We start from the raw sequence: 19,285 nt of genomic DNA, 5'->3' as shown, positions 1-19,285 counted from the left end.
GAAGCGGAGGAGACCCCATGAGCACAGCCAGCAAATGGCTGGCCGGCGCGCTGCTGGCCGCCGCATCGGCCGGCCCCACGGTCGCGCAGGATTGGACGCCCACCCGGCCCATCGAGATCCTGGTCGGCTTCGCGCCGGGCGGCTCGGCCGACCAGATCGCCCGCCAGCTGTCGGAAGCGGTCAAGGACACCGTGCCGGTGCCGGTGGTGGTGATCAACAAGCCGGGCGCGGCCGGCGCATTGGCCGCGCAGGAAATCGCCGAGGCCAAGCCCGACGGCTACAAGCTTTTCGTGGGCGGCGGCAGTGAAACGACTTCGGTCGGCAATCACCAGAAGATTCCATACGATCCGCGCCGCGATTTCACGCCGGTGCTGAAGGCGGCCCGCCTGCCGTCCGTGCTGGCCGTGAACGTCAAGTCGCCTTACCCCGACATGAAGGCCTTGATTGCCGCCGCGCAGGGCAAGCCGGAGGCGCTGAGTTATGGCTCGACCGGCAACGGCAGCCTGTTCCATTCGACCATGCTGGCGTTCGAGGCCAACAGCGGCCTGCGCTTCCTGCATGTGCCGTACAAGGGCGCGGCCGCGTCGCTGACCGCCCTGGCGGCGGGCGAGGTCGACATGGCGTTCGGGGCGCCCGAAGAAGTGCGAGGGCTGATCGATGCCGGCAAGATCCGGCCGATTGCCGTCTTCTCGCGGTCGCGCGTGGCGTCGCTGCCCGACACGCCCACCATGACCGAGCTGGGCTATCCCATCGCGCTGGACAACATGAAGGGGCTGCTGGCGCCGGCCGGGCTGCCCGAGCCGGTGTACCGCTACCTGAACCGCGTATTCCACGACGCGCTGCAAAGCCCGTCATGGAAGGCGTACACCGCGCGCAGCGGACTCACTACCGATTACGCCGACGGCCCCGCTTTCCAGAAGGAAATCGACGAGAGCTATGCGCTGATCGGCGATTCGCTGGCCGCCACCCGCACCGCGCACAAGTAGGCAGGCCCGCGCGGAGCGGGGCCCGCCCCGCGCGCTGCTGCATTCACGACGTATTCAGAGGAACTCGGCATGACATCGAGCGCGACGCGCGACACCATCGGATTCATCGGACTGGGCGTGATGGGACGGGGCATGGCCGCCTCGCTGCTGCGCGCCGGGCATGACGTGGTCGTGCACAACCGCAGCCGCGCAGCCGAAACGCCGTTGGCGGAGGCGGGCGCGCGCCGGGCGGCCACGCCGGCCGAGCTGGGCGGCATGGCGCGCGTGGTGATGCTGTGCCTGTCGGATACGGCGGCCGTCGAGTCCGTGCTGTTCGGCCCGCAGGGCCTGGCAGCCAGTCTGCCGGCCGGCGCGTTCGTGATCGACACCAGCACCATCTCGGCATCCGCCACGCGCGAGCACGCCCGGCGCCTGGCCGAACGCCAGGTGGCGCTGCTGGATGCGCCCGTCAGCGGCGGCCAGCAGGCGGCCGAGCAGGGCACGCTGAGCTGCATGGTGGGCGCTTCGGAAGCCGCGTTCGCGGCGTGCCTGCCCTATCTGCAAGTGATTGCGTCGCGCGTGCTGCGCGTCGGCGACAACGGCGCGGGACAAGTCGCCAAGGCCTGCAACCAGGTCGCCGTCAGCGCCGTCATGCTGGGCGTGGCGGAAGCGTTCGCGCTGGCGCACAGCAGCGGCGTCGATCCGGCGGTCGTGCGCGAGGCGCTGCTGGGCGGCGCGGCGCGCAGCGCCGTGCTGGAGAAGAACGCCGTGCGCATCCTGCAGCGCGACTTCAAGCCGGGCTTTCGCGCCGGCCTGATGCGCAAAGACCTGCGCCTGGCCCTGGATGCCGCGCGCGACGCCGGCGCCTGCCTGCCGGTCGCATCGACCACGCTGCAGTGGCTGGAAGCCTTGTGCAATACCGGCCACGCCGAAGATGACTGGAGCGCGGTGGGACAGCTGATCGCGGAGATGGCCGCGCCGCCCCGGTAGACGATGAGCCCGGCGAGGGGGGCAGACACACCATGCCGCAAGGTGTCTGACACCCCATGAGACGGCCTTCCCATGCAGCGGGCATTGCGCGGGGTGTCAGACACCTGACGCAGGGAGATACGTGACGCCGATAGGCCGCCAGGGCGCTGGCTCCGTTTCGCCGATAGGCGCACGGCGCCTGTGCAAGGTGTCTGACACCCTATGAGATGGCCTTTCCATGCAGCGGGCATTGCGTGGGGTGTCAGACACCTGACGCAGGGAGATACGTGACGCGGATAGGCCGCCAGGGCGGTGGCTCCGTTTCACCGATAGACGCACGACACCCGTGCAAGGTGTCTGACACCCCATGAGATGGCCCTTCCATGCAGCGGGCATTGCGTGGGGTGTCAGACACCTGACGCGAAGATGACTGGAGCGCGGTGGGACAGCTGATCGCGGAGATGGCCGCGCCGCCCCGGTAGACGATGAGCCCGGCGAGCGGGGCAGACACACCATGCCGCAAGGTGTCTGACACCCCATGAGACGGCCTTCCCATGCAGCGGGCATTGCGTGGGGTGTCAGACACCTGACGCAGGGAGACAGCCGAGGCGGGAGCCCCTGGGCCGGCACTCGCACGGGATACCGGGCGGCCGCGCGCACTGCGCGGCGCTTCAGATCAGGTCCGCGGCCTGGCTGGCGTAGACCGCCAGGGCGGTGACGCCGTTCCACCAATAGACGCGCGCCACCTGGACGCGCCGCGCGATTTCCAGGGCCTGGGCCATGTCGCTTTCGATGAAGTGCGTGTGGCGCCCGGCGATGATGGCCTGCGCCTTGTGCTCGGCCGTCTGCGCGGCGCTGTGGCGGTCGGCGTCGCGCATTACCAGCGGGCCGTGGAAGCCGTGGCGATGCAGCCAGTCCTGGGTGCGGGCGCGGTCCTGTTCCGGCCGCCCGGTGATGATGGGCAGCCGGCTCAAGTCGCGGCCCGGCAGGATCGCGCTGGGCGTCAGCAGGTCGCGCCGCGCCAGCGTGTCGGCCAGGTCGGCCGCATATGCATCGGCGGGCAGGTCGGGCAGCAGGATGCCGTCCAGGTCGATCGCCCACGAGGCATAGGCGCGGGCCGGCTGGTCGGGCAGATTGCCGGTGGCGTCGTACGCGGCGGTGATGGACTCGCGTTCCCAGGGGAACCAGGCGCGGAAGCCGGGCGGGATCTCGACCCCGAAATCCGGCCGCACGCGCGACTCGGCGTCGTAGGCCAGGGTGAAGACGCTGAAGGCGTGGCCGCGCGCGGCCAGGAACTCGAGGCTGTCCGACAGCGTGGTGCCGCGCCCGGCGATGTCCTCGACCACCAGCACGCGCGCGCCGTGTGGCGGCGTCTGGGCGGTGAACCAGGAGACGCGCCGCGCCCGCCGGTCGTACGAGAGCGCATACAGCGGCAGGTCGAGCGCCGCGCTGGCGATCAGGGCTGGCGCCAGGCCGCCCCGCGCAATGGCGACCACGCCGGCGAAACCCATCGGGCGCCAGGTGGGCACGTGCCCGGCGACGACCTGCTCGACCCGGGCATAGTCATAAGGGAAAGCGCTGGGCGATGTAGCCATGGAGCACCTGGCGGGTGGCGGATAGCGCAGGAATTCTGCCACACAGGCGTACACAGAAAGCCGTATACCCCTTGCGCGCGCGCAGGCATCCGGCCCGCGAGCCGGATGCCCGCCGGGCGCGCACCCGCTAGGCCCGCACCTCCTGCCGCTGGAACACCACGTACGTCAGCGCGAACAGCAGGATCACGCCGGCAACCAGGCCGACCGCCTGCGCCCAGACGATCTGCAGGCTCTGCGCCAGCGCCAGCGGCATGCCCATGACCGCGCCCTCGAGCTGGTCCAGGAAGACCGGGCCGATGGCCCGGGTCATGGGGCTGAGGACGGCGATGATGGACTCGTTGAACAGCTGCGCGGGCGACAGCCGTTGCAGCGCCTGCTGCCATTCCAGCGTGGCCAGGCTGGGCTGGCCCAGCAGTTGCGACGCCAGGTCCGGCGACGCGATGGCATTGGCCAGAGCCGAGGCCAGCAACGGCCACAGCAGCGCCAGGAACAGCCACAGGCCCAGCGACACCAGCGCCGAGGTGGCGGCCGAGCGGAACAGCACCGAGAACAGCATCGACAGCGCCAGCCAGACCCCCGCGTACGCCAGGGCCATCGCCAGGAACAGCAGCGAGCGCGCCACTTCCTGGCCGCTGGGAGGCACCCCCAGGGCCAGCAGCCCGACGCCGATGACGATCAGCCACAGGCACAGCAGGCTGATAGCCAGTGTCGCCATGCCGGCCAGGAACTTGCCCAGCAGCAGGGCGTCGCGGTAGATCGGCTGGGACAGAAGCCGGCTCATGGTGCGGCGCGAGTACTCGCCGTTGATGGCATCGAAGCCCAGGCCGATGGCGATCAGCGGGATCAGGAAGCCCAGCAGCGAGGCGAACGACGGCATCGGCGCCTGTGCCGTGGTGAAGACCCGCAAGAACACGAACGGGTCTTCCGCCGTGGTGTCGCGGATCTGCTGCAGGGCGCCGTACAGCGCCGCCGCGGCGGTCAGCACGATCAGCCATTCCAGCACCCGCATGCGTGCGCTGGACAGGTGATCGGCAAACTCCTTGAGCGTGACCGCGCCCAGGCCCTGCCAGGGCGAACCTTCACGTTTGCGCATGATCGGCCTCCTTGGTGTCGGCATCCTGGAAGAAGCGGTTGTAGATGGCGTCCAGGCTGGGCAGGTCCACCGACAGGCGGTGCAGGTCGCCGCCGGCCTGCACCACGGCGCGCGCCGCGTCGGCCCGCACGTCGTCCTCGGCCAGCAGGCGGTAGTGGCCGGGCCCGAGCGTCCGCACCGAGTGCACGCCCCGGACCTGTCCGAGCTGCGCGGACAAGTCGGGGCCCTGCGCCTGCACGTCCACCGCGAAGCCCGTCCCCAGCACCTGGCGCGCCAGTTCCGGCACACTGCCCATCAGCGCGATGCGGCCGCGCCGGAACAGCGCCACGCGGTCGCAGATCCGCTGCATGTGGTCCAGCAGATGAGAGGAAAGCAGCACCGTGACGCCGTCCTCTTTCAGGCTGCGGATCAGGTCGAGGAATTCCTCGGTGGATTGCGGGTCCAGGCCCGATGTCGGCTCGTCCAGGATGGCCACCCGCGCGTCTTTCATGATGATCTCGGCCAGGCCGAGCCGTTGCCGCATGCCGCGCGAATACGTCGCCACGCGCCGCCCGCCCACCTCCGACAGGCGCATGCGCGCCAGCGCGCGGTCGATCCGGCTGGCCCGCTCGCCGGCGTCCAGCCCCAGCAGGCGCGCCGTGTAGGCTAGGTTGGCGCGCGCCGACAGGTAGTCGTAGAAGCCGACGGCGTCCGGCAGGTAGCCGAGCTGGCGCTTGACGCCGAGGGGGTCGCGCTGCGGGTCGCGGCCCAGGACGCGCACGGTGCCCGCGCTGGTGTCGGTAAGCCCGAGCAGCATCAGGATGGTGGTCGTCTTGCCGGCGCCGTTCGGGCCCAGCAGGCCGAAGATCTCGCCGCGCCCGACCTGGAACGAGATGTCGTCGACGGCCAGCGTGCCGCCGTAGCGCTTGGTCAGGCCTTGCGCTTCTATGAGAGTGTCGTTCATCGGCGTCCGAACCTCGCGACGGCGCCCACCAGGATCAGCACCGCGATCGCCAGGATAATGGCGCCCGCGATACCCCACAGGCTGGACGTGGAAACAGTGATGCGGAAGTCGCCGCTGGCCGACTCGCCGGCGGCCGTGGCGGTGAGGTGCGTCATGTAGTCGCCCGCCAGCGAGCGTTCGGAAGGCGTGATGCGGGCCTGTACTTCGGCCTGCTGGCCCGGGGCCAGGTGCTCGATGCTCTTGGGCTCGAATTCGACTGTCCAGCCCGATGGGCCGCTGCCCGACAGCGCGACGTTGTCGGCCGCGGCGCCGCCGTCGTTGCGCACTACCACCGGGATCGACGACAGCTTGCCGGCTTCGGCCTTGCCGCTCATCAGGCCGTCGCGGCCGGCCAGGCGCAGGCGCGGCTGGCCGACGATTTCCAGCTGCAGTTGGCTGGATGCCTCGATGCCGTCGGCGCTGGCGACGACCTGCACCGGATAGCTGCCGGGCTCCGTATTGCCGGGCGGGCGGACGGTCAGCTTGATGTCCTTGGATTCGCCAGCCTTGATGGGCAGCGAGCTGATCTGCTGGCTGCCATAGCCTTCGGTGAAGCTGGTGTCGAAGTACTGCGGGGCCTTGACGGCGAAGCTGACGGTCAGGTCCTTGCCGCTGTCGTTCTTGACCGTCAGCGAGTAGTCGAACGAAGACTGTGCGCCGCCGCGGATGGCCGGCAGTTTCGTATCCAGGCTGAGCTTGGTGGGCAGTTGCTTGGCCAGCATGATGTGCACCGGCAGGGCGATGCGCTGGCCGCCGCCTTCGGCCACCACGTTCAGCGTGCGCGGCTGCGTGCCCGCGTCGGCCGGCACTTTCAGCTGCAGTTGCAGCGAGGTGCTGTCGTCGGTGGCGGGCATGGCCGCCGCCACCGGCTGCCCGCCGCCCAGCAGCGTGGCGCTCCAGCCCTCGGGCACGCCCTCGACTTTCAGGTCCAGCCGTTCGGGCGGCAGGCCGTAGTTGCGCAACTGTAATCGCAAAGTGGAGGTGGTGCCCGGCTGCGCGGTGACTGCCGGATAATCGGTCAGCAGGTACAAGCCCTTGATGTTGCTGCCGTCCTGCGCGAGCAGGGGCGTCGAAAGAAGCATGGCCGCTGCGAAGGCCAGGAAAGAGAGCGCTTTTCGCATGGTGTTGTTGGTCTCCTCGAAATGCCGGGCGCATGCGGCTGCACGCCGTACGGCGCGGCGCATGCGGGCGGCGACAGAACAGGTGGCAAGGCGGCTGCGCTGGCGCAAGGCCACGCGCATGCCAGCGCCCTGCTGCGAGATATGAACAAGGCGCGCCGATTTTGTTCCCGCGAGTGAGGGTTTTCCGGTATTTGCTGAAGCCGGGCTGAATGTCGGCGCCCGCGCAACCTTGCGTGCAGCTGAATGCCGGCGCGTTGCGCCGCAAAAAATAACTGCCCGGAGCGCGGCGCGCCGGTCTAGCCGTGCGCCTGACGGGCCGCCTGCAGGCGGTGCAGGGTGATCTTGCGCACTTCGGCTTTGCTGATCTCGATGTGCGCCTTCAACATCCGCGCGGCCTCGTCGGCGCGGCGCGCCAGGACGGCGCGCAGGATGGCGCCGTGCTCCACGTAAGTGGCATCGACGCGATAGCCCTTGGTGAAATCGAGCTGGCGGATGATGCGGATCTTCTCGGTCACGTCGCGATGAATCTGCGCCATCTCCGGATTGCCGGCCGCCGCGACCAATGCGCAATGGAAATCTTCGTCCAGCTCCGCCACTTCGCGGCCGCTGCGCAGGCGCTCGGCAGGCGTCACGAGCCAGGCGCGCTTGAGCGCCGGCAGGGCCCCGGCGGCGTCCATGTCGTGCAGGGTGCACAGACGCGCGACCGCGGCCTGTTCCAGCACGATGCGCACATCGTAGAGCGCTTCGAACCGCTCGAAATCGAACGGGCGCACGCGCCAGCCGCTGCGCTGGCGCAGCAGCACGAAGCCCTCGCGCTCCAGCCGGTACAAGGCCTGCCGCACCGGCGTGCGGCTCACGCCCAGACGCGCCACCAGTTCGCTTTCGGTGAAATCGTCGCCGGGCAGCATGCGGAACTCGAACAGGTCGCGCTTGATCAGCGCGTAGGCCTGCCCGGCCAGCGTGGCGCCCGGGGCGGCGGCGGGCGGCTGGTCGGGCAGGGCGGCCAGGTTCAGGCGCATGTCAGGCAACCGCGCAATCGGTCTCGGCGTCGATGACCAGCAGCGTGTCGCCGCTATTGACCGGCTTGCCTGGAATACAGCGTATGGCGGTGACCGTGCCGCCAAAAGCCGCCTTGATGGAAAGCTCCATCTTCATTGCCTCGACAATGACCAGCGTGTCGCCGGCTTCGACGCGTTGTCCGACGCCAACCGGGATCTTCCAGACATTGCCGCACAGGTCGGCGCACACTGCGCGCTCGGTCGCCGACAGTTCCAGCGCGGCCTCTTCCGGCGCGGACGATTCGGCGACGGTCGAGGCTTCCGCCTGCCACAGCGCGACTTCGGCTTCGAAGGCGGCTTGCTGCGTCGCCTTGAACGCGTCGATGTCGGCCCCATGTTCCGCCAGGAACCGACGGTGCGCGGCGAAATCGAAATCTTCCTCTTCGATGCGCAGCGTGGCGCGTCCTTCGCGGAAGTCTTCCCGCAGGACCGACAACTCGGCCTCGGACACCGGATAGAAGCGGACCTGGTCGAAGAAGCGCAGCAGCCATGGCTGGCCGTCCCGGAACACCGGGTTCTTCAGGAACTTGTTCCAGATCGGCAGCGTGCGCCCGACCAGTTGGTAGCCGCCGGGCGAATCCATGCCGTAGATGCACATGTACACGCCGCCGATGCCCACCGTGCCTTCGGCAGTATAGGTGCGCGCCGGGTTGTACTTCGATGTCAGCAGGCGGTGGCGCGGGTCGATGGGTACGGCGCAAGGTGCGCCCAGGTATACGTCGCCCAGCCCCAGGACCAGGTAGCTCGCATCGAACACGATGCGGCGCACGTCGTCGCGCGATGCCAACCCGTTGATGCGCTGGATGAAATCCACGTTGTTCGGCAGCCAGGGCGCGCTCGCCCGCACCGTTTCCTGGTAGCGCTGCACGGCGCCCAGCGTGGCGCTGTCTTCGAAGGCCATGGGCAGGTACACCACCCGGGTGGGTACTGTCAGGGTGGCCACGTCGGGCAGGGTTTCCTCGATGCCCAGCAGGCGGGATACCAGCGCATCCTGGCTGATGGCGCGGCTGTCGTACTGGATCTGCAACGAGCGCACGCCCGGCGAGCACTCCAGTACCCCGGCGATGGGCGTCGCCGCCAGGGCCTGCATCAGCAGATGCACCCGCATGCGCAAGGCCAGGTCCAGGACATTTTCGCCGTACTCCAGCAACAGGTAGCTGTCGCCCGCCTGCCGGTACGTCACGATGGGCCGGGCGTCGGTTGCGGGCAGTCGGGCCACGATGGGCGATAGCCCGCCCGGCGCCGGGTGGGGGGGCGTGAGCACGGGCAAGTGGTCGGCGCGCAGCGTTGCGATGGCGGCTTCCTGCCGCGCCTGCAGGTCCAGCGCCTGGTCCGCGGTCAGCGGCGTGAAGCGGATGCGGTCGCCGGGCCGCACCTGGCCGACCTTCCAGAGCTCTGCCTTGGCGATGGTTACCGGGCAGACGAACCCGCCCAGGCTGGGTCCGTCGCGCGTCAGGATGACCGGGCTGTCGCCGGTGAAGTTGATGCTGCCGATGGCATATTCGCAGTCGTGGATATTGGACGGATGCAGGCCGGCTTCGCCGCCATCCTGCCGCGTCCAGGCAGGCTTGGGGCCCAGCAGGCGCACGCCGAGGCGGTTCGAGTTGTAGTGCACTTCCCAGTCGGCGGCGAAGAACTGTTCGATGGACTCGGCGGTGAAGAAGTCGGGCGCGCCGTGCGGGCCGATCAGCACGCCGATCTGCCAGTGGCCGGGATACTCGGGGACCAGGGCCGGGTCGGCCGGGGCAGGCACGGTGGCGGGCGGCGGGGTCAGGCTGGCCGGCAGGCCGGGCTGCGCCACCGGCAGCATGTCGCCGGCGCGCAGGCAGCGTCCCGCATGGCCGCCGAACTGGCCCAGCGCGAAGGTCGACCGGCTACCCAGGTAGCACGGCACGTCCAGGCCGTTGCGCACCGCCAGGTAGCTGCGGCAGCCGGTGATCGCGCGCCCCATGGCCAGCACCTGGCCGCGGCGCACCGCGACCGGCTCCCACATGGGCATCGGCTGGCCATCCAGCAGGGCCTCCATGCGCGCGCCCGTCAGGGCCACCACCGCGTCGTGATGGAACTTCAGGCTCGGCCCCGCCAGCGTGCATTCCAGGCCCGCGGCTTCGGGCGCATTGCCGACAATGCGGTTGGCCAGCCGGAATGCATAGTCGTCCATGGGGCCGGATGGCGGCACGCCGATATTCCAATAGCCGATGCGTCCGGGGTAGTCCTGGACGCTGGTGTAGGTGCCCGCCTCCAGCACTTCGAGCGCCGCGGGGCGGAAGTCGAAGCGCTCCAGGAAGCGCGTGGACAGCTCGCCGGCCTGGAAGCGCGGCTCGGCCGCGACCTGGCGCAGGAACTCCAGGTTGGTGGCGATGCCATGCAGTTGCGTGCGGGCCAACGCATCGCGCAGCTTGCGCATGGCGTCGCCGCGGTCGGTGCCGTGCACGATAAGCTTGGCCAGCATGGGGTCGTAATAGGGCGGTACCTCGGTACCGGTCTCGACCCAGCCATCCACGCGCGCGTCCTCGGGGAACTGCACACCGGTCAAGACCCCGGGCGAGGGCTGGAAGCCGCGCGCCGGGTCTTCCGCGTACAGGCGCACCTCGATGGCCGCGCCGCGCGGCGGACGGTGCAACGCTGCCCAGTCCAGCGCATCGCCGGCCGCCACGCGCAGCATGCACTCGATCAGGTCGAGGCCGGTGACGGCCTCGGTGACGGGATGCTCGACCTGCAGGCGCGTGTTGACTTCCAGGAAGTAGAAGGCGTCGCGCGCCTGGTCGTAGATGAATTCCACCGTGCCCGCCGAACGGTACTGCACGGATTCGCCCAGCATGACCGCGGCGCGCAGCAAGGCCGCCCGCGTGGCCTGGGGCAGCCCCGGCGCCGGCGTTTCCTCGATGATCTTCTGGTTGCGGCGCTGGATGGAGCAGTCGCGCTCTCCCAGGGCGACCACCCGGCCCTGGCCGTCGCCGAAGATCTGCACTTCCACGTGGCGCGCCTGGTCGACATAGCGTTCCAGGAATGCGCCGCCGTCGCTGAAAAACGTCCGGCCCTGGTGCTGCACGGCCGCGTAGGCGGCGATCAGCTCCGCGGGGTCGGCGCAGCGCGACAGGCCGATGCCGCCGCCGCCCGCGGTGCTCTTGAGCATGACGGGGTAGCCAATGCGTTCAGCCTGCGCCAGGGCGTCCTCGGCATCGGCCAGCAGACCGCTGCCAGGCGTCATGGGTACGCCGGCCGCCGCGGCCAGCTCGCGTGCCCGGTGCTTCAGGCCGAATTCGCGCAATTGCCGCGGCGTGGGCCCGATAAACACGATGCCGGCCGCCATGCACGCCTCGGCGAACTCGGCGCTCTCGGACAGAAAGCCATAGCCGGGGAAGATGGCCTGCGCGCCGGTAGAGCGGGCCGCCTCCAGGATGCGATCGATGCGCAGGTAGCTGTCCGCGGCCTTGTCGCCGCCCAGCGCGACAGCGACGTCGGCCTGGCGCACGTGCGCCGCGTTGCGGTCGGCGTCGGAATGCACGGCCACGCTCCTGATGCCCAGGCGCTTGAGCGTGCGAATGGCGCGCACGGCGATTTCGCCGCGGTTGGCGATGAGTACGGTATGGAACATTATGGTTATTCCCCTTGGTGGGCCACGGAATCTTGCTGATGGCGCAGGTAGGCGCGCCAGCCGCCGAACTCGGTGATGTCGCGCGCGCCCGCGATGCCGCACGGCTCGCAAATGAAACCCTTCACCTGGCGCCCGTCGGCGAGTTCGAGCGTGCCGATTCCCAGTGGCGGCGGGATCTCGGCCACGAATTCGCCGAACGCGGCATGCGAGAGCTCCCAGACCTCCACGGCGATCGACGCGCCGCCCACATCGCGCGCCAGGCCGGGCTTGGGCGGCGTGCTGCCGGCCAATGCATACAAGCGGTACGCCGGCGCGCTGTGGGTGGCTTCGAGGAAGCGCGCGCCGCGGGAGGTCAGTTGATGGTTCAGCGGCATGCCGCGCAGGTGGGCTCCCACGACGGCGACCTGCACCGTCTGGGCCGGCGCGGCCGGCCGTGGCGCAAGCGCGGTCGGCCGGGCCCGGCCGGTGGCGCCCAGGGTGCCGCCCTGCGCGGCTTCCCAGCGGCGTCCGAATTCGGCCAGCGCGCGATCATGCCAGGCCGGGCCGATCAAGGTGATGCCGCAGGGCAGCCCGTCGGCGCGCACGCCAGCGGGCAACGCCAGCGCGGACAAGTCGGCCAGGTTGGCGAAGTTGGTGTAGGCGCCCAGCCGCGTGTTCAGCGCGACCGGTTCTTCGCGCAGTTGCGCGATGGTGTAGATGGACGGCGAGGTGGGCACGACCATGGCGTCGTAGCCGGCCAGCGTCTGCTGGATGACGCGCGCCAGCGCGGCGCGGCGGTACTCGGCCTCGAAGGCGTCGACGGCACTGTAGCGGGCCGCCTGCTCGACGATGCCGCGCACGACCGGTTCGATTGCATCGGGCGCCCGCTCGTGCAGGGCGCGCACCGCCGCGTAGCGCTCGGCGACCCATGGCCCCTGGTACAGCAGGTCGGCCAACTGGCGGAACGGCGCGAAGTCGATGGGCTCCAGCGTTGCCCCCAGCGTGCGCAACGCGTCCAGGGAGCGCTCATAGGCCGCCTGCGCCTGCGCGTCGCCGTGGAACTCGGGCTCGGCGGGAATGGCCAGGCGCGGCTGGCGGGCCAGCTGGGTGGGCATGGCCGGCGCGTGGCGCGAGTATGGGTCGTGCGCGTCATAGCCGCCCGCCAGCATGGCGACGGTGTCGGCATCGTCGACTGTCAGTGCGAAGATCGACACGCAATCCAGCGTGCGGCAAGCTGGCACGACACCGCGCGTACTGAGCCAGCCGCGGGTCGGCTTGAGTCCGACGATATTGTTGAAGCCGGCCGGGACGCGGCCGGAGCCGGCGGTATCGGTGCCCAGCGCGAAGGCGGCCAGGCCGCGCGCGACGACGCTGGCCGAGCCCGAGCTCGAGCCGCCGCTGACATACGCGGGATCGAAGGTGTTGGGCACGGCGCCGTGCGGCGAGCGCGTGCCCACCAGGCCGGTGGCGAACTGGTCCAGGTTGGTCTTGCCGATCAGGATGGCGCCCGCCGCGCGCAGGCGCCGCACGACGTCGGCATCTTGCGCCGCCGTGTATGCGAAGGCAGGGCAGGCAGCGGTGGTGGGCCAGCCGGCGGCGTCGATGTTGTCCTTGATGGCGAACGGCACGCCATACAACGGCAGGCGGGCCAGGTCGCCGTCCGCCTGCGCCAACCGGCGCGCCAGCGCGTCGAGTTGCTCCTGCAGGCAGGCTGCGTCGGCGCGGCAGATCCAGGCGGGGTCGTCCGCTTGCAGGCCGGCGCGCAGCCGGCCCAGCAAGTCGGCCGGCTGCGCGCCATGCTCGCGATAGGCCGCGTGCCAGTCGGCCAGGGTCCATCCGCGCGTTGCTTCGATGACGTTGTTGGCATTCATGCCTGGGATCCTCGCTTGTATACAAGTCGTTCCAACCAAAGCAATCGATATGCCAACTTCTGCCGATTACCGGCAGAGCCAATATCCATGCGGGTTTGCGCGAGGCGCTCCGGGCCGCGCAGGAGGCGTGCCGCATCGCGGGCAGGTGCCCGGGCCGCGCGTTCGCGCACCGAAGTCGGGCATGCATGCACTGATGCCGTGCCTCTGCACCAACATCGGGTCCGTGCCCGGCCGTTGTATCGAGAGGTGCTGGCCGGCCGGCACGCCCCGCGCACGCCCGCGCCATCGCGCCGGCCATGTGCCCGGCCAAGCTCCGCAAGCGAGTTGGCATACGAATTGCTTTTGCCCTGATGCACGCGTGGCCGCGGCATTTGCGATGCGGGCGACATGGTTCGATGCACAGGCAGATCACGCCGGCGCTGCCGGCCCATTCAAGAAAAGGATCCAAGCGATGAAGCGCAGACTCGTACTGAAGCAATTGACCGCAGCCAGCCTGCTGGCGCTGGCGGGATGGGCGCCGGCCGTGATGGCCGCCGACACCATCAAGGTCGGCATCCTGCATTCGCTGTCGGGCACCATGGCCATTTCCGAGACCTCGCTCAAGGACGTGGCGCTGATGGCGATCGAGGAGATCAACGCGCAAGGTGGCGTCCTGGGCAAGCAGCTCGAGCCCGTGGTGGTGGATCCGGCCTCGAACTGGCCGCTGTTCGCCGAAAAGGCCCGCCAGTTGCTCGCGCAGGACAAAGTGTCGGTGGTGTTCGGCTGCTGGACCTCGGTGTCGCGCAAGTCGGTGCTGCCGGTATTCAAGGAGCTCAACGGCCTGCTGTTCTATCCCGTGCAGTACGAAGGCGAGGAACTGGAAAAGAATGTGTTCTATACCGGCGCCGCGCCCAACCAGCAGGCCATTCCCGCGGTGGAATACCTCATGAGCGAGGACGGTGGCGGCGCCAAGCGCTTCGTGCTGCTGGGCACCGACTATGTCTACCCGCGCACGACCAACAAGATCCTGCGCGCCTTCCTCCATTCGAAGGGGGTGAAGGACGAGGACATCCAGGAGATCTACACGCCCTTCGGTCATTCGGACTACCAGACCATCGTCGCCGGCATCAAGCGTTTCGCCACCGGCGGCCGTACCGCCGTGGTCTCGACCATCAACGGCGATTCGAACGTGCCCTTCTACAAGGAGCTCGGCAATGCCGGCTTGAAGGCCACCGATGTGCCGGTCGTCGCGTTTTCGGTCGGCGAGGAAGAGCTGCGCGGGGTCGATACCCGGCCGCTGGTCGGCCACCTGGCCGCCTGGAATTACTTCCAGTCGATCAAGAACCCCGTCAACGCAGCCTTTATCGAGAAGTGGCGCGCGTATGCCAAGGCGCGCAACCTGCCCAATGCCACCACGGCGGTTACCAACGACCCGATGGAGGCCACCTATATCGGCATCCACATGTGGAAGCAGGCGGTTGAGAAGGCCGGCACCACGGAGGTCGATCCCGTGATCTCCGCCATGAGCGGCCAAACTTTCGAGGCGCCGGACGGCTTTACCGTGCAGATGGACCAGACCAACCATCACTTGCATAAGCCGGTCTACATCGGCGAGATCAAGGCGGACGGCCAGTTCAACGTGGTGTGGAAGAGCAAGGGGCCGATCCGCGCCCAGCCGTGGAGCCCGTACATTCCTGGCAATGAAGGCAAGCAGGGCCTGTAGGCGCGGAGAAGCGACGATGCGCAGCGCGTTCGTGATGCGGTTCCTGCTACGCCTGGCCCTGGCCTGGCTGGCGGGCGCCTGGGTGCCGTCCGCCGCGGCGGACGGCCTGGATCCGGCGCTGCTGGCGCCCTTGGCGGGCGACGATACCGACGCGCGGCTCGCCGCCATCGCACGCCTGGGCGCACAGCCCGCGCCACAAGCGGTGACAGTGCTCGAGGCGCTGGGTAGCGACCGGCTGTATGTCGCGCCGGACGGCAGGCTGGTGGTGGATACCGGTGCGGGCACGGTCGATGCCGCAACCGGCCAGCCTGCCGACATGCCGGCGTCGGCGGATACGATATCGGTCAACAATCGCCTGCGTCGCGCCATCGCGGCCGCGCTGGCCACGGCACGGTTGCACGCGCCCGATCCGGCCCAGCGGCTCGCGGCGGCGCAGCGCTTGCAGCGCGGCGCCGATCCGGGCGCGCTGCCCATGCTGGAGAAAGCCCTGGCGTCCGAACCGGATGCCAGGGTCAGGGCAGCGCTGGAGATCGCCGCCGCGACGCTGCAACTGCAAAGCGCGGCCCCGACGGTGCGGCGCCACGCCGTTGAGGTCCTGGGTCGCAGCGGCAATGCGGCGTTCCGGCCGGTGCTGGCGGCCTTGCTGCAGCAGGATGCCGAGGGCCGTCACGCCGAGCCCGATGCCGGGGTGCGTGCCGCCGCGGGCACCGCCTTGCATCGCATCGAGCGGCACCTGTCCCTGGTGGAATGGGCGGGCAACTTGTTCTACGGTATCAGCCTGGGCAGCGTGCTGCTGCTGGCCGCGCTGGGCCTGGCAATCACCTTCGGCCTGATGGGCGTGATCAACATGGCCCACGGCGAACTGCTGATGATCGGCGCCTATGTCGCCTATGCGGTGCAGGGCCTGTTCCGGCTCTGGTTCCCGCAATGGCTGGACGCCTACGTCATCGCCGCCCTGCCGGTGGCTTTCGCGGTCACCGGGCTGGTGGGCATGGCGCTGGAGCGCACCGTGATCCGCTGGTTGTACGGGCGGCCGCTTGAAACGCTGCTGGCGACCTGGGGCATCAGCCTGATGCTCATACAGGCCGTGCGCACGGTGTTCGGCGCGCAGAACGTGGAAGTCGGCAACCCATCGTGGATGAGCGGCGGCATCACGGTGCTGGGCAGCCTGGCGCTTTCCTATAACCGCCTTGCCATCATCGTATTCGCCGTGCTGGTGGTGGTGTTCGTATGGCTGTTGCTGAACCACACGCGGTTGGGCCTGTTCGTGCGCGCCATCACGCAGAACCGCCGCATGGCCGATTGCGTGGGCGTGCCCACCGGCCGCGTCGACATGCTGGCTTTCGGGCTGGGCTCGGGCATCGCCGGGCTGGCCGGCGTGGCCCTGTCGCAGCTGGGCAATGTCGGCCCCGACCTGGGGCGCGCGTACATCGTCGATTCGTTCATGGTGGTCGTGCTGGGCGGGGTGGGGCAGTTGGCCGGCACCGTGGTCGCGGCACTGGGCCTGGGCGCCATCACCAAGTTTCTCGAGCCTCATTCCGGAGCCGTCATGGCCAAGATCGCCATCCTGGTGCTGATCGTGTTGTTCGTGCAGAAGCGGCCGCAAGGCTTGTTCGCGCCGCGCGGCAGGAGCGCCGAATGACCGTCGCCACCCTGAACCCCGCGCTCGCGCGCCGCCCGCTGTTCGGCCCGCGGGCGTGGTGCGCGCTGGCCGCGGCCGCCGCGCTGCTGGCGCTGCTGCCCGCCTTGAACCTGGCATTTCCGCCTGGGCATGCGCTGCATGTGTCCGCCTATGCGGTGGCGCTGCTGGGCAAGTTCATGTGTTATGCCCTGGCCGCGCTGGCGCTGGACCTGGTGTGGGGCTACGCGGGCATTCTCTCGCTGGGCCATGGCCTGTTCTTCGCTTTGGGCGGCTACGCGCATGGCATGTATTTGATGCGAGCCATCGGGCGCGATGGCGTCCACCAGAGCGACGTGCCTGATTTCATGGTGTTCTTGAATTGGCAGGAATACCCGTGGTACTGGGCGTTCACCGACCACTTCTGGTACGCCATGCTGCTGGTGGTGCTGGTGCCGGGCGGGCTGGCGTTCGTGTTCGGGTACTTCGCGTTCCGCTCGCGCATCAAGGGGGTGTATTTTTCGATCATCACGCAGGCCCTGACCTTCGCGGCCATGCTGCTGTTCTTCCGCAACGACACCGGCTTCGGCGGCAACAATGGCTTCACCGATTTCAAGCGCATCCTGGGGTTCGACATCACGGCCCCGGGCACGCGCGCGGCGCTGTACTGGATCACGCTGGCCGCGCTGTTCGGGGCCCTGGTGCTGGCGCGCGCGGTCACGCAGTCCAAGCTGGGCCGGGTGCTTACCGCGGTGCGCGACGCCGAGAGCCGCGTGCGCTTCATTGGCTACGAGCCGCTCGGCTTCAAGTTGTTCGTCTGGACCCTCTCGGCCGTGATGTGCGGCGTGGCCGGCGCGCTGTACGTGCCGCAGGTCGGCATCATCAACCCTGGCGAAATGTCCACCGAAAACTCCATCGAGATGGTGATCTGGGTCGCCACGGGCGGGCGCGGCACCCTGATCGGTCCCATTATTGGCGCCGGAGCCGTCAATGGGCTGAAAACCTGGTTCACTAGCGTGTTCCCGGAGTTCTGGCTGTACGCCCTGGGCCTGATCTTCGTGCTGGTGACGCTGTTGCTGCCGCAGGGCATTGTCGGATTGGTGCGGCGCTGGGCGACGCGCCGGCAGGAGCGCACGGCATGACCATCGATTCGCACCAGCCGGCGGCCGCCGGCATCGACGCCGGCGGGCCCGGCGGGCAGGCTTCTTACGGCCGGGTCAAGCCGCAAGGCGTGGACACCACCCATGGCGCCATCCTGTACCTGGACGGCATCACGGTCAGCTTCGACGGCTTCAAGGCGCTGAACGACCTGACGCTAGATATCGGCGTGGGCGAGCTGCGCTGCATCATCGGCCCCAATGGGGCGGGCAAGACCACCATGATGGACGTCATCACGGGCAAGACCCGGCCCAGCGCCGGCACCGCGTTCTTCGGCCAGAACATCGACCTCGCCACGTTGAACGAGGCGCAGATCGCCCGCGCCGGCATCGGCCGCAAATTCCAGCGGCCCACGGTGTTCGAGCAGCACACGGTATTCGAGAACCTGGAAATGGCCATGAAGGCCGACAAGCGCGTGCGGCCGACGCTGTTCGCCCGCCTGACGGGCGAACAGGCCGACCGCATCGCCGAGACCCTGGCGCTGATCCGGTTGACCGATGCGGCATGGCGCGCGGCGGGGCTGCTTTCACACGGCCAGAAGCAGTGGCTGGAGATCGGCATGCTGCTCATGCAGGAGCCCCGGCTGCTGCTGTTGGACGAGCCGGTGGCCGGCATGACCGACGCCGAGACCGAACGCACCGGCGAACTGCTGAACGAATTGCGCGGCCGCCATTCGCTGATGGTGGTCGAGCACGACATGGATTTCGTGGCGCGCATCGCCGATGGCGGCAAAGTGACGGTGCTGCACGAGGGCGCGGTGCTGGCCGAGGGCACGATGGCCCAGGTGCAGGCGGATCCGCGGGTCATCGAAGTCTATCTGGGGCGCTGAGATGCTGGAAGTGCAAGCCATCGACCAATACTATGGCGGCAGCCATACGCTGCGCGGCGTGTCGCTGTCGCTGCGGCAGGGCGAATGCCTCGGGCTGCTGGGACGCAATGGCGTGGGCAAGACCACGCTGCTGAAATGCCTGATGGGCGTGCTGCCCGTGGCGGGCGGCAGGGTGATGTTCGACGGGCACGACATTTCCCGCCTGCCGCCGCACCGCCGCGCGGCGCTGGGCATGGCCTACGTCCCGCAAGGCCGCGACATCTTCGCGCGGCTCACGGTGGAAGAGAACATCATCATGGGCATGGCGCGTTTTCCCGCCGCGCGGGCGCGTCGCGTCAAGGAAGAAGTGTTCGAGCTGTTTCCGGTCCTCAAGGCCATGCTGGGGCGCCGCGGCGGCGACCTGTCCGGCGGCCAGCAGCAGCAGCTGGCCATTGCCCGCGCGCTGGTGGCCGAGCCGCGCCTGATCATCCTCGACGAACCCACCGAAGGCATCCAGCCGTCCATCATCAAGGATATCGGCCGGGTGATCCGGCTGCTGCGCGCGCGCGGGGATATCGGCATCCTGCTGTGCGAACAATATTTCGACTTCGCCCACGAACTGGCCGATCATTTCGTGGTGCTGTCGCGCGGCGAAGTGGTAGCCCGGGGGAGCCACGCGGACATGGGCGCAGAGGACGTGCGCAAGCACCTGTCCGTGTAGAGCCTGATTCAAATGCACAAGCCTGTTACAGCGTTTCTTGTTACCCT

14 protein-coding genes are annotated in these 19,285 nt (G+C 69.0%); 7 read left to right on the top strand and 7 right to left on the bottom strand.

Going from position 1 to position 19,285, the window contains the following annotated elements; genetic code table 11:
- The first annotated feature begins 17 nt into the window (after positions 1-17).
- Both ACKTT0_RS07055 and ACKTT0_RS07050 read left to right on the top strand, forming a co-directional pair.
- Positions 18-986 carry a Bug family tripartite tricarboxylate transporter substrate binding protein gene (locus ACKTT0_RS07055; protein ID WP_407849243.1) on the top strand — a complete coding sequence of 323 codons (969 nt, stop codon included), beginning with the start codon at positions 18-20 and terminating at the stop codon, positions 984-986.
- Between the two features lie 69 nt (positions 987-1,055).
- Entirely contained in the window at positions 1,056-1,955 is a 900-nt protein-coding gene (locus ACKTT0_RS07050; RefSeq protein WP_407849242.1) for an NAD(P)-dependent oxidoreductase, read from the top strand.
- 650 nt (positions 1,956-2,605) lie between these two features.
- Here ACKTT0_RS07050 and ACKTT0_RS07045 read toward each other — a convergent pair.
- The 7 genes from ACKTT0_RS07045 to atzF form a co-directional block, all read right to left on the bottom strand.
- On the bottom strand, positions 2,606-3,529 hold the full coding sequence (locus tag ACKTT0_RS07045; protein WP_407849241.1) for a phosphoribosyltransferase family protein: 924 nt from the start codon (positions 3,527-3,529) through the stop codon (positions 2,606-2,608).
- A 127-nt stretch (positions 3,530-3,656) separates the two neighbouring features.
- Positions 3,657-4,622, bottom strand: a complete 966-nt coding sequence (locus ACKTT0_RS07040) for an ABC transporter permease (protein ID WP_407849240.1) — start codon at positions 4,620-4,622, stop codon at positions 3,657-3,659.
- Complete coding sequence (locus ACKTT0_RS07035; protein WP_407849239.1) at positions 4,609-5,565, bottom strand: ABC transporter ATP-binding protein; 957 nt, start codon at positions 5,563-5,565, stop codon at positions 4,609-4,611. The genes ACKTT0_RS07040 and ACKTT0_RS07035 overlap by 14 nt, the downstream gene beginning before the upstream one ends.
- Positions 5,562-6,686: a COG1470 family protein gene (locus ACKTT0_RS07030; protein ID WP_407849238.1), complete on the bottom strand. Its 1,125-nt coding sequence runs from the start codon at positions 6,684-6,686 to the stop codon at positions 5,562-5,564. The genes ACKTT0_RS07035 and ACKTT0_RS07030 overlap by 4 nt, the downstream gene beginning before the upstream one ends.
- A gap of 335 nt (positions 6,687-7,021) precedes the next feature.
- Positions 7,022-7,744: a GntR family transcriptional regulator gene (locus ACKTT0_RS07025; RefSeq protein ID WP_407849237.1), complete on the bottom strand. Its 723-nt coding sequence runs from the start codon at positions 7,742-7,744 to the stop codon at positions 7,022-7,024.
- 1 nt (position 7,745) lies between these two features.
- On the bottom strand, positions 7,746-11,381 hold the full coding sequence (gene uca / locus ACKTT0_RS07020; RefSeq protein ID WP_407849236.1) for an urea carboxylase: 3,636 nt from the start codon (positions 11,379-11,381) through the stop codon (positions 7,746-7,748).
- A 5-nt stretch (positions 11,382-11,386) separates the two neighbouring features.
- Positions 11,387-13,231: an allophanate hydrolase gene (atzF, locus tag ACKTT0_RS07015; RefSeq protein WP_407849235.1), complete on the bottom strand. Its 1,845-nt coding sequence runs from the start codon at positions 13,229-13,231 to the stop codon at positions 11,387-11,389.
- Between the two features lie 451 nt (positions 13,232-13,682).
- On the opposite strand from atzF, the gene urtA reads away from it, so the two are divergent.
- The 5 genes from urtA to urtE are packed head-to-tail and all read left to right on the top strand — an operon-like array spanning position 13,683 to position 19,238.
- Positions 13,683-14,933 carry an urea ABC transporter substrate-binding protein gene (gene urtA / locus ACKTT0_RS07010; protein WP_407849234.1) on the top strand — a complete coding sequence of 417 codons (1,251 nt, stop codon included), beginning with the start codon at positions 13,683-13,685 and terminating at the stop codon, positions 14,931-14,933.
- A 16-nt stretch (positions 14,934-14,949) separates the two neighbouring features.
- On the top strand, positions 14,950-16,575 hold the full coding sequence (urtB, locus tag ACKTT0_RS07005) for an urea ABC transporter permease subunit UrtB (protein WP_407849233.1): 1,626 nt from the start codon (positions 14,950-14,952) through the stop codon (positions 16,573-16,575).
- Positions 16,572-17,693, top strand: a complete 1,122-nt coding sequence (gene urtC, locus ACKTT0_RS07000; protein WP_407849232.1) for an urea ABC transporter permease subunit UrtC — start codon at positions 16,572-16,574, stop codon at positions 17,691-17,693. The genes urtB and urtC overlap by 4 nt, the downstream gene beginning before the upstream one ends.
- On the top strand, positions 17,690-18,538 hold the full coding sequence (gene urtD, locus ACKTT0_RS06995; protein ID WP_407849231.1) for an urea ABC transporter ATP-binding protein UrtD: 849 nt from the start codon (positions 17,690-17,692) through the stop codon (positions 18,536-18,538). The genes urtC and urtD overlap by 4 nt, the downstream gene beginning before the upstream one ends.
- Before the next feature lies 1 nt (position 18,539).
- Positions 18,540-19,238 (top strand): urea ABC transporter ATP-binding subunit UrtE, encoded by a 699-nt coding sequence (gene urtE / locus ACKTT0_RS06990; protein ID WP_407849230.1) that lies wholly within the window; start codon positions 18,540-18,542, stop codon positions 19,236-19,238.
- Positions 19,239-19,285: the final 47 nt, after the last annotated feature.

It is taken from the genome of Bordetella saccharivorans (assembly GCF_045862855.1).
Lineage (GTDB): Bacteria > Pseudomonadota > Gammaproteobacteria > Burkholderiales > Burkholderiaceae_B > Bordetella_A > Bordetella_A petrii_F.
The sequence above is the reverse complement of the archived record's forward strand: the minus strand, read 5'-3'. Positions and strand labels throughout refer to the sequence as shown.

Excerpts from the sequence above, each read along its gene's own strand:
- ACKTT0_RS07055 (WP_407849243.1), top strand. The coding sequence starts at position 18 with ATGAGCACAGCCAGCAAATGGCTGGCCGGCGCGCTGCTGGCCGCCGCA.
- ACKTT0_RS07050 (WP_407849242.1), top strand. The coding sequence starts at position 1,056 with ATGACATCGAGCGCGACGCGCGACACCATCGGATTCATCGGACTGGGC.
- ACKTT0_RS07045 (WP_407849241.1), bottom strand. The coding sequence starts at position 3,529 with ATGGCTACATCGCCCAGCGCTTTCCCTTATGACTATGCCCGGGTCGAG.
- ACKTT0_RS07040 (WP_407849240.1), bottom strand. The coding sequence starts at position 4,622 with ATGCGCAAACGTGAAGGTTCGCCCTGGCAGGGCCTGGGCGCGGTCACG.
- ACKTT0_RS07035 (WP_407849239.1), bottom strand. The coding sequence starts at position 5,565 with ATGAACGACACTCTCATAGAAGCGCAAGGCCTGACCAAGCGCTACGGC.
- ACKTT0_RS07030 (WP_407849238.1), bottom strand. The coding sequence starts at position 6,686 with ATGCTTCTTTCGACGCCCCTGCTCGCGCAGGACGGCAGCAACATCAAG.
- ACKTT0_RS07025 (WP_407849237.1), bottom strand. The coding sequence starts at position 7,744 with ATGCGCCTGAACCTGGCCGCCCTGCCCGACCAGCCGCCCGCCGCCGCC.
- uca (WP_407849236.1), bottom strand. The coding sequence starts at position 11,381 with ATGTTCCATACCGTACTCATCGCCAACCGCGGCGAAATCGCCGTGCGC.
- atzF (WP_407849235.1), bottom strand. The coding sequence starts at position 13,231 with ATGAATGCCAACAACGTCATCGAAGCAACGCGCGGATGGACCCTGGCC.
- urtA (WP_407849234.1), top strand. The coding sequence starts at position 13,683 with ATGAAGCGCAGACTCGTACTGAAGCAATTGACCGCAGCCAGCCTGCTG.
- urtB (WP_407849233.1), top strand. The coding sequence starts at position 14,950 with ATGCGCAGCGCGTTCGTGATGCGGTTCCTGCTACGCCTGGCCCTGGCC.
- urtC (WP_407849232.1), top strand. The coding sequence starts at position 16,572 with ATGACCGTCGCCACCCTGAACCCCGCGCTCGCGCGCCGCCCGCTGTTC.
- urtD (WP_407849231.1), top strand. The coding sequence starts at position 17,690 with ATGACCATCGATTCGCACCAGCCGGCGGCCGCCGGCATCGACGCCGGC.
- urtE (WP_407849230.1), top strand. The coding sequence starts at position 18,540 with ATGCTGGAAGTGCAAGCCATCGACCAATACTATGGCGGCAGCCATACG.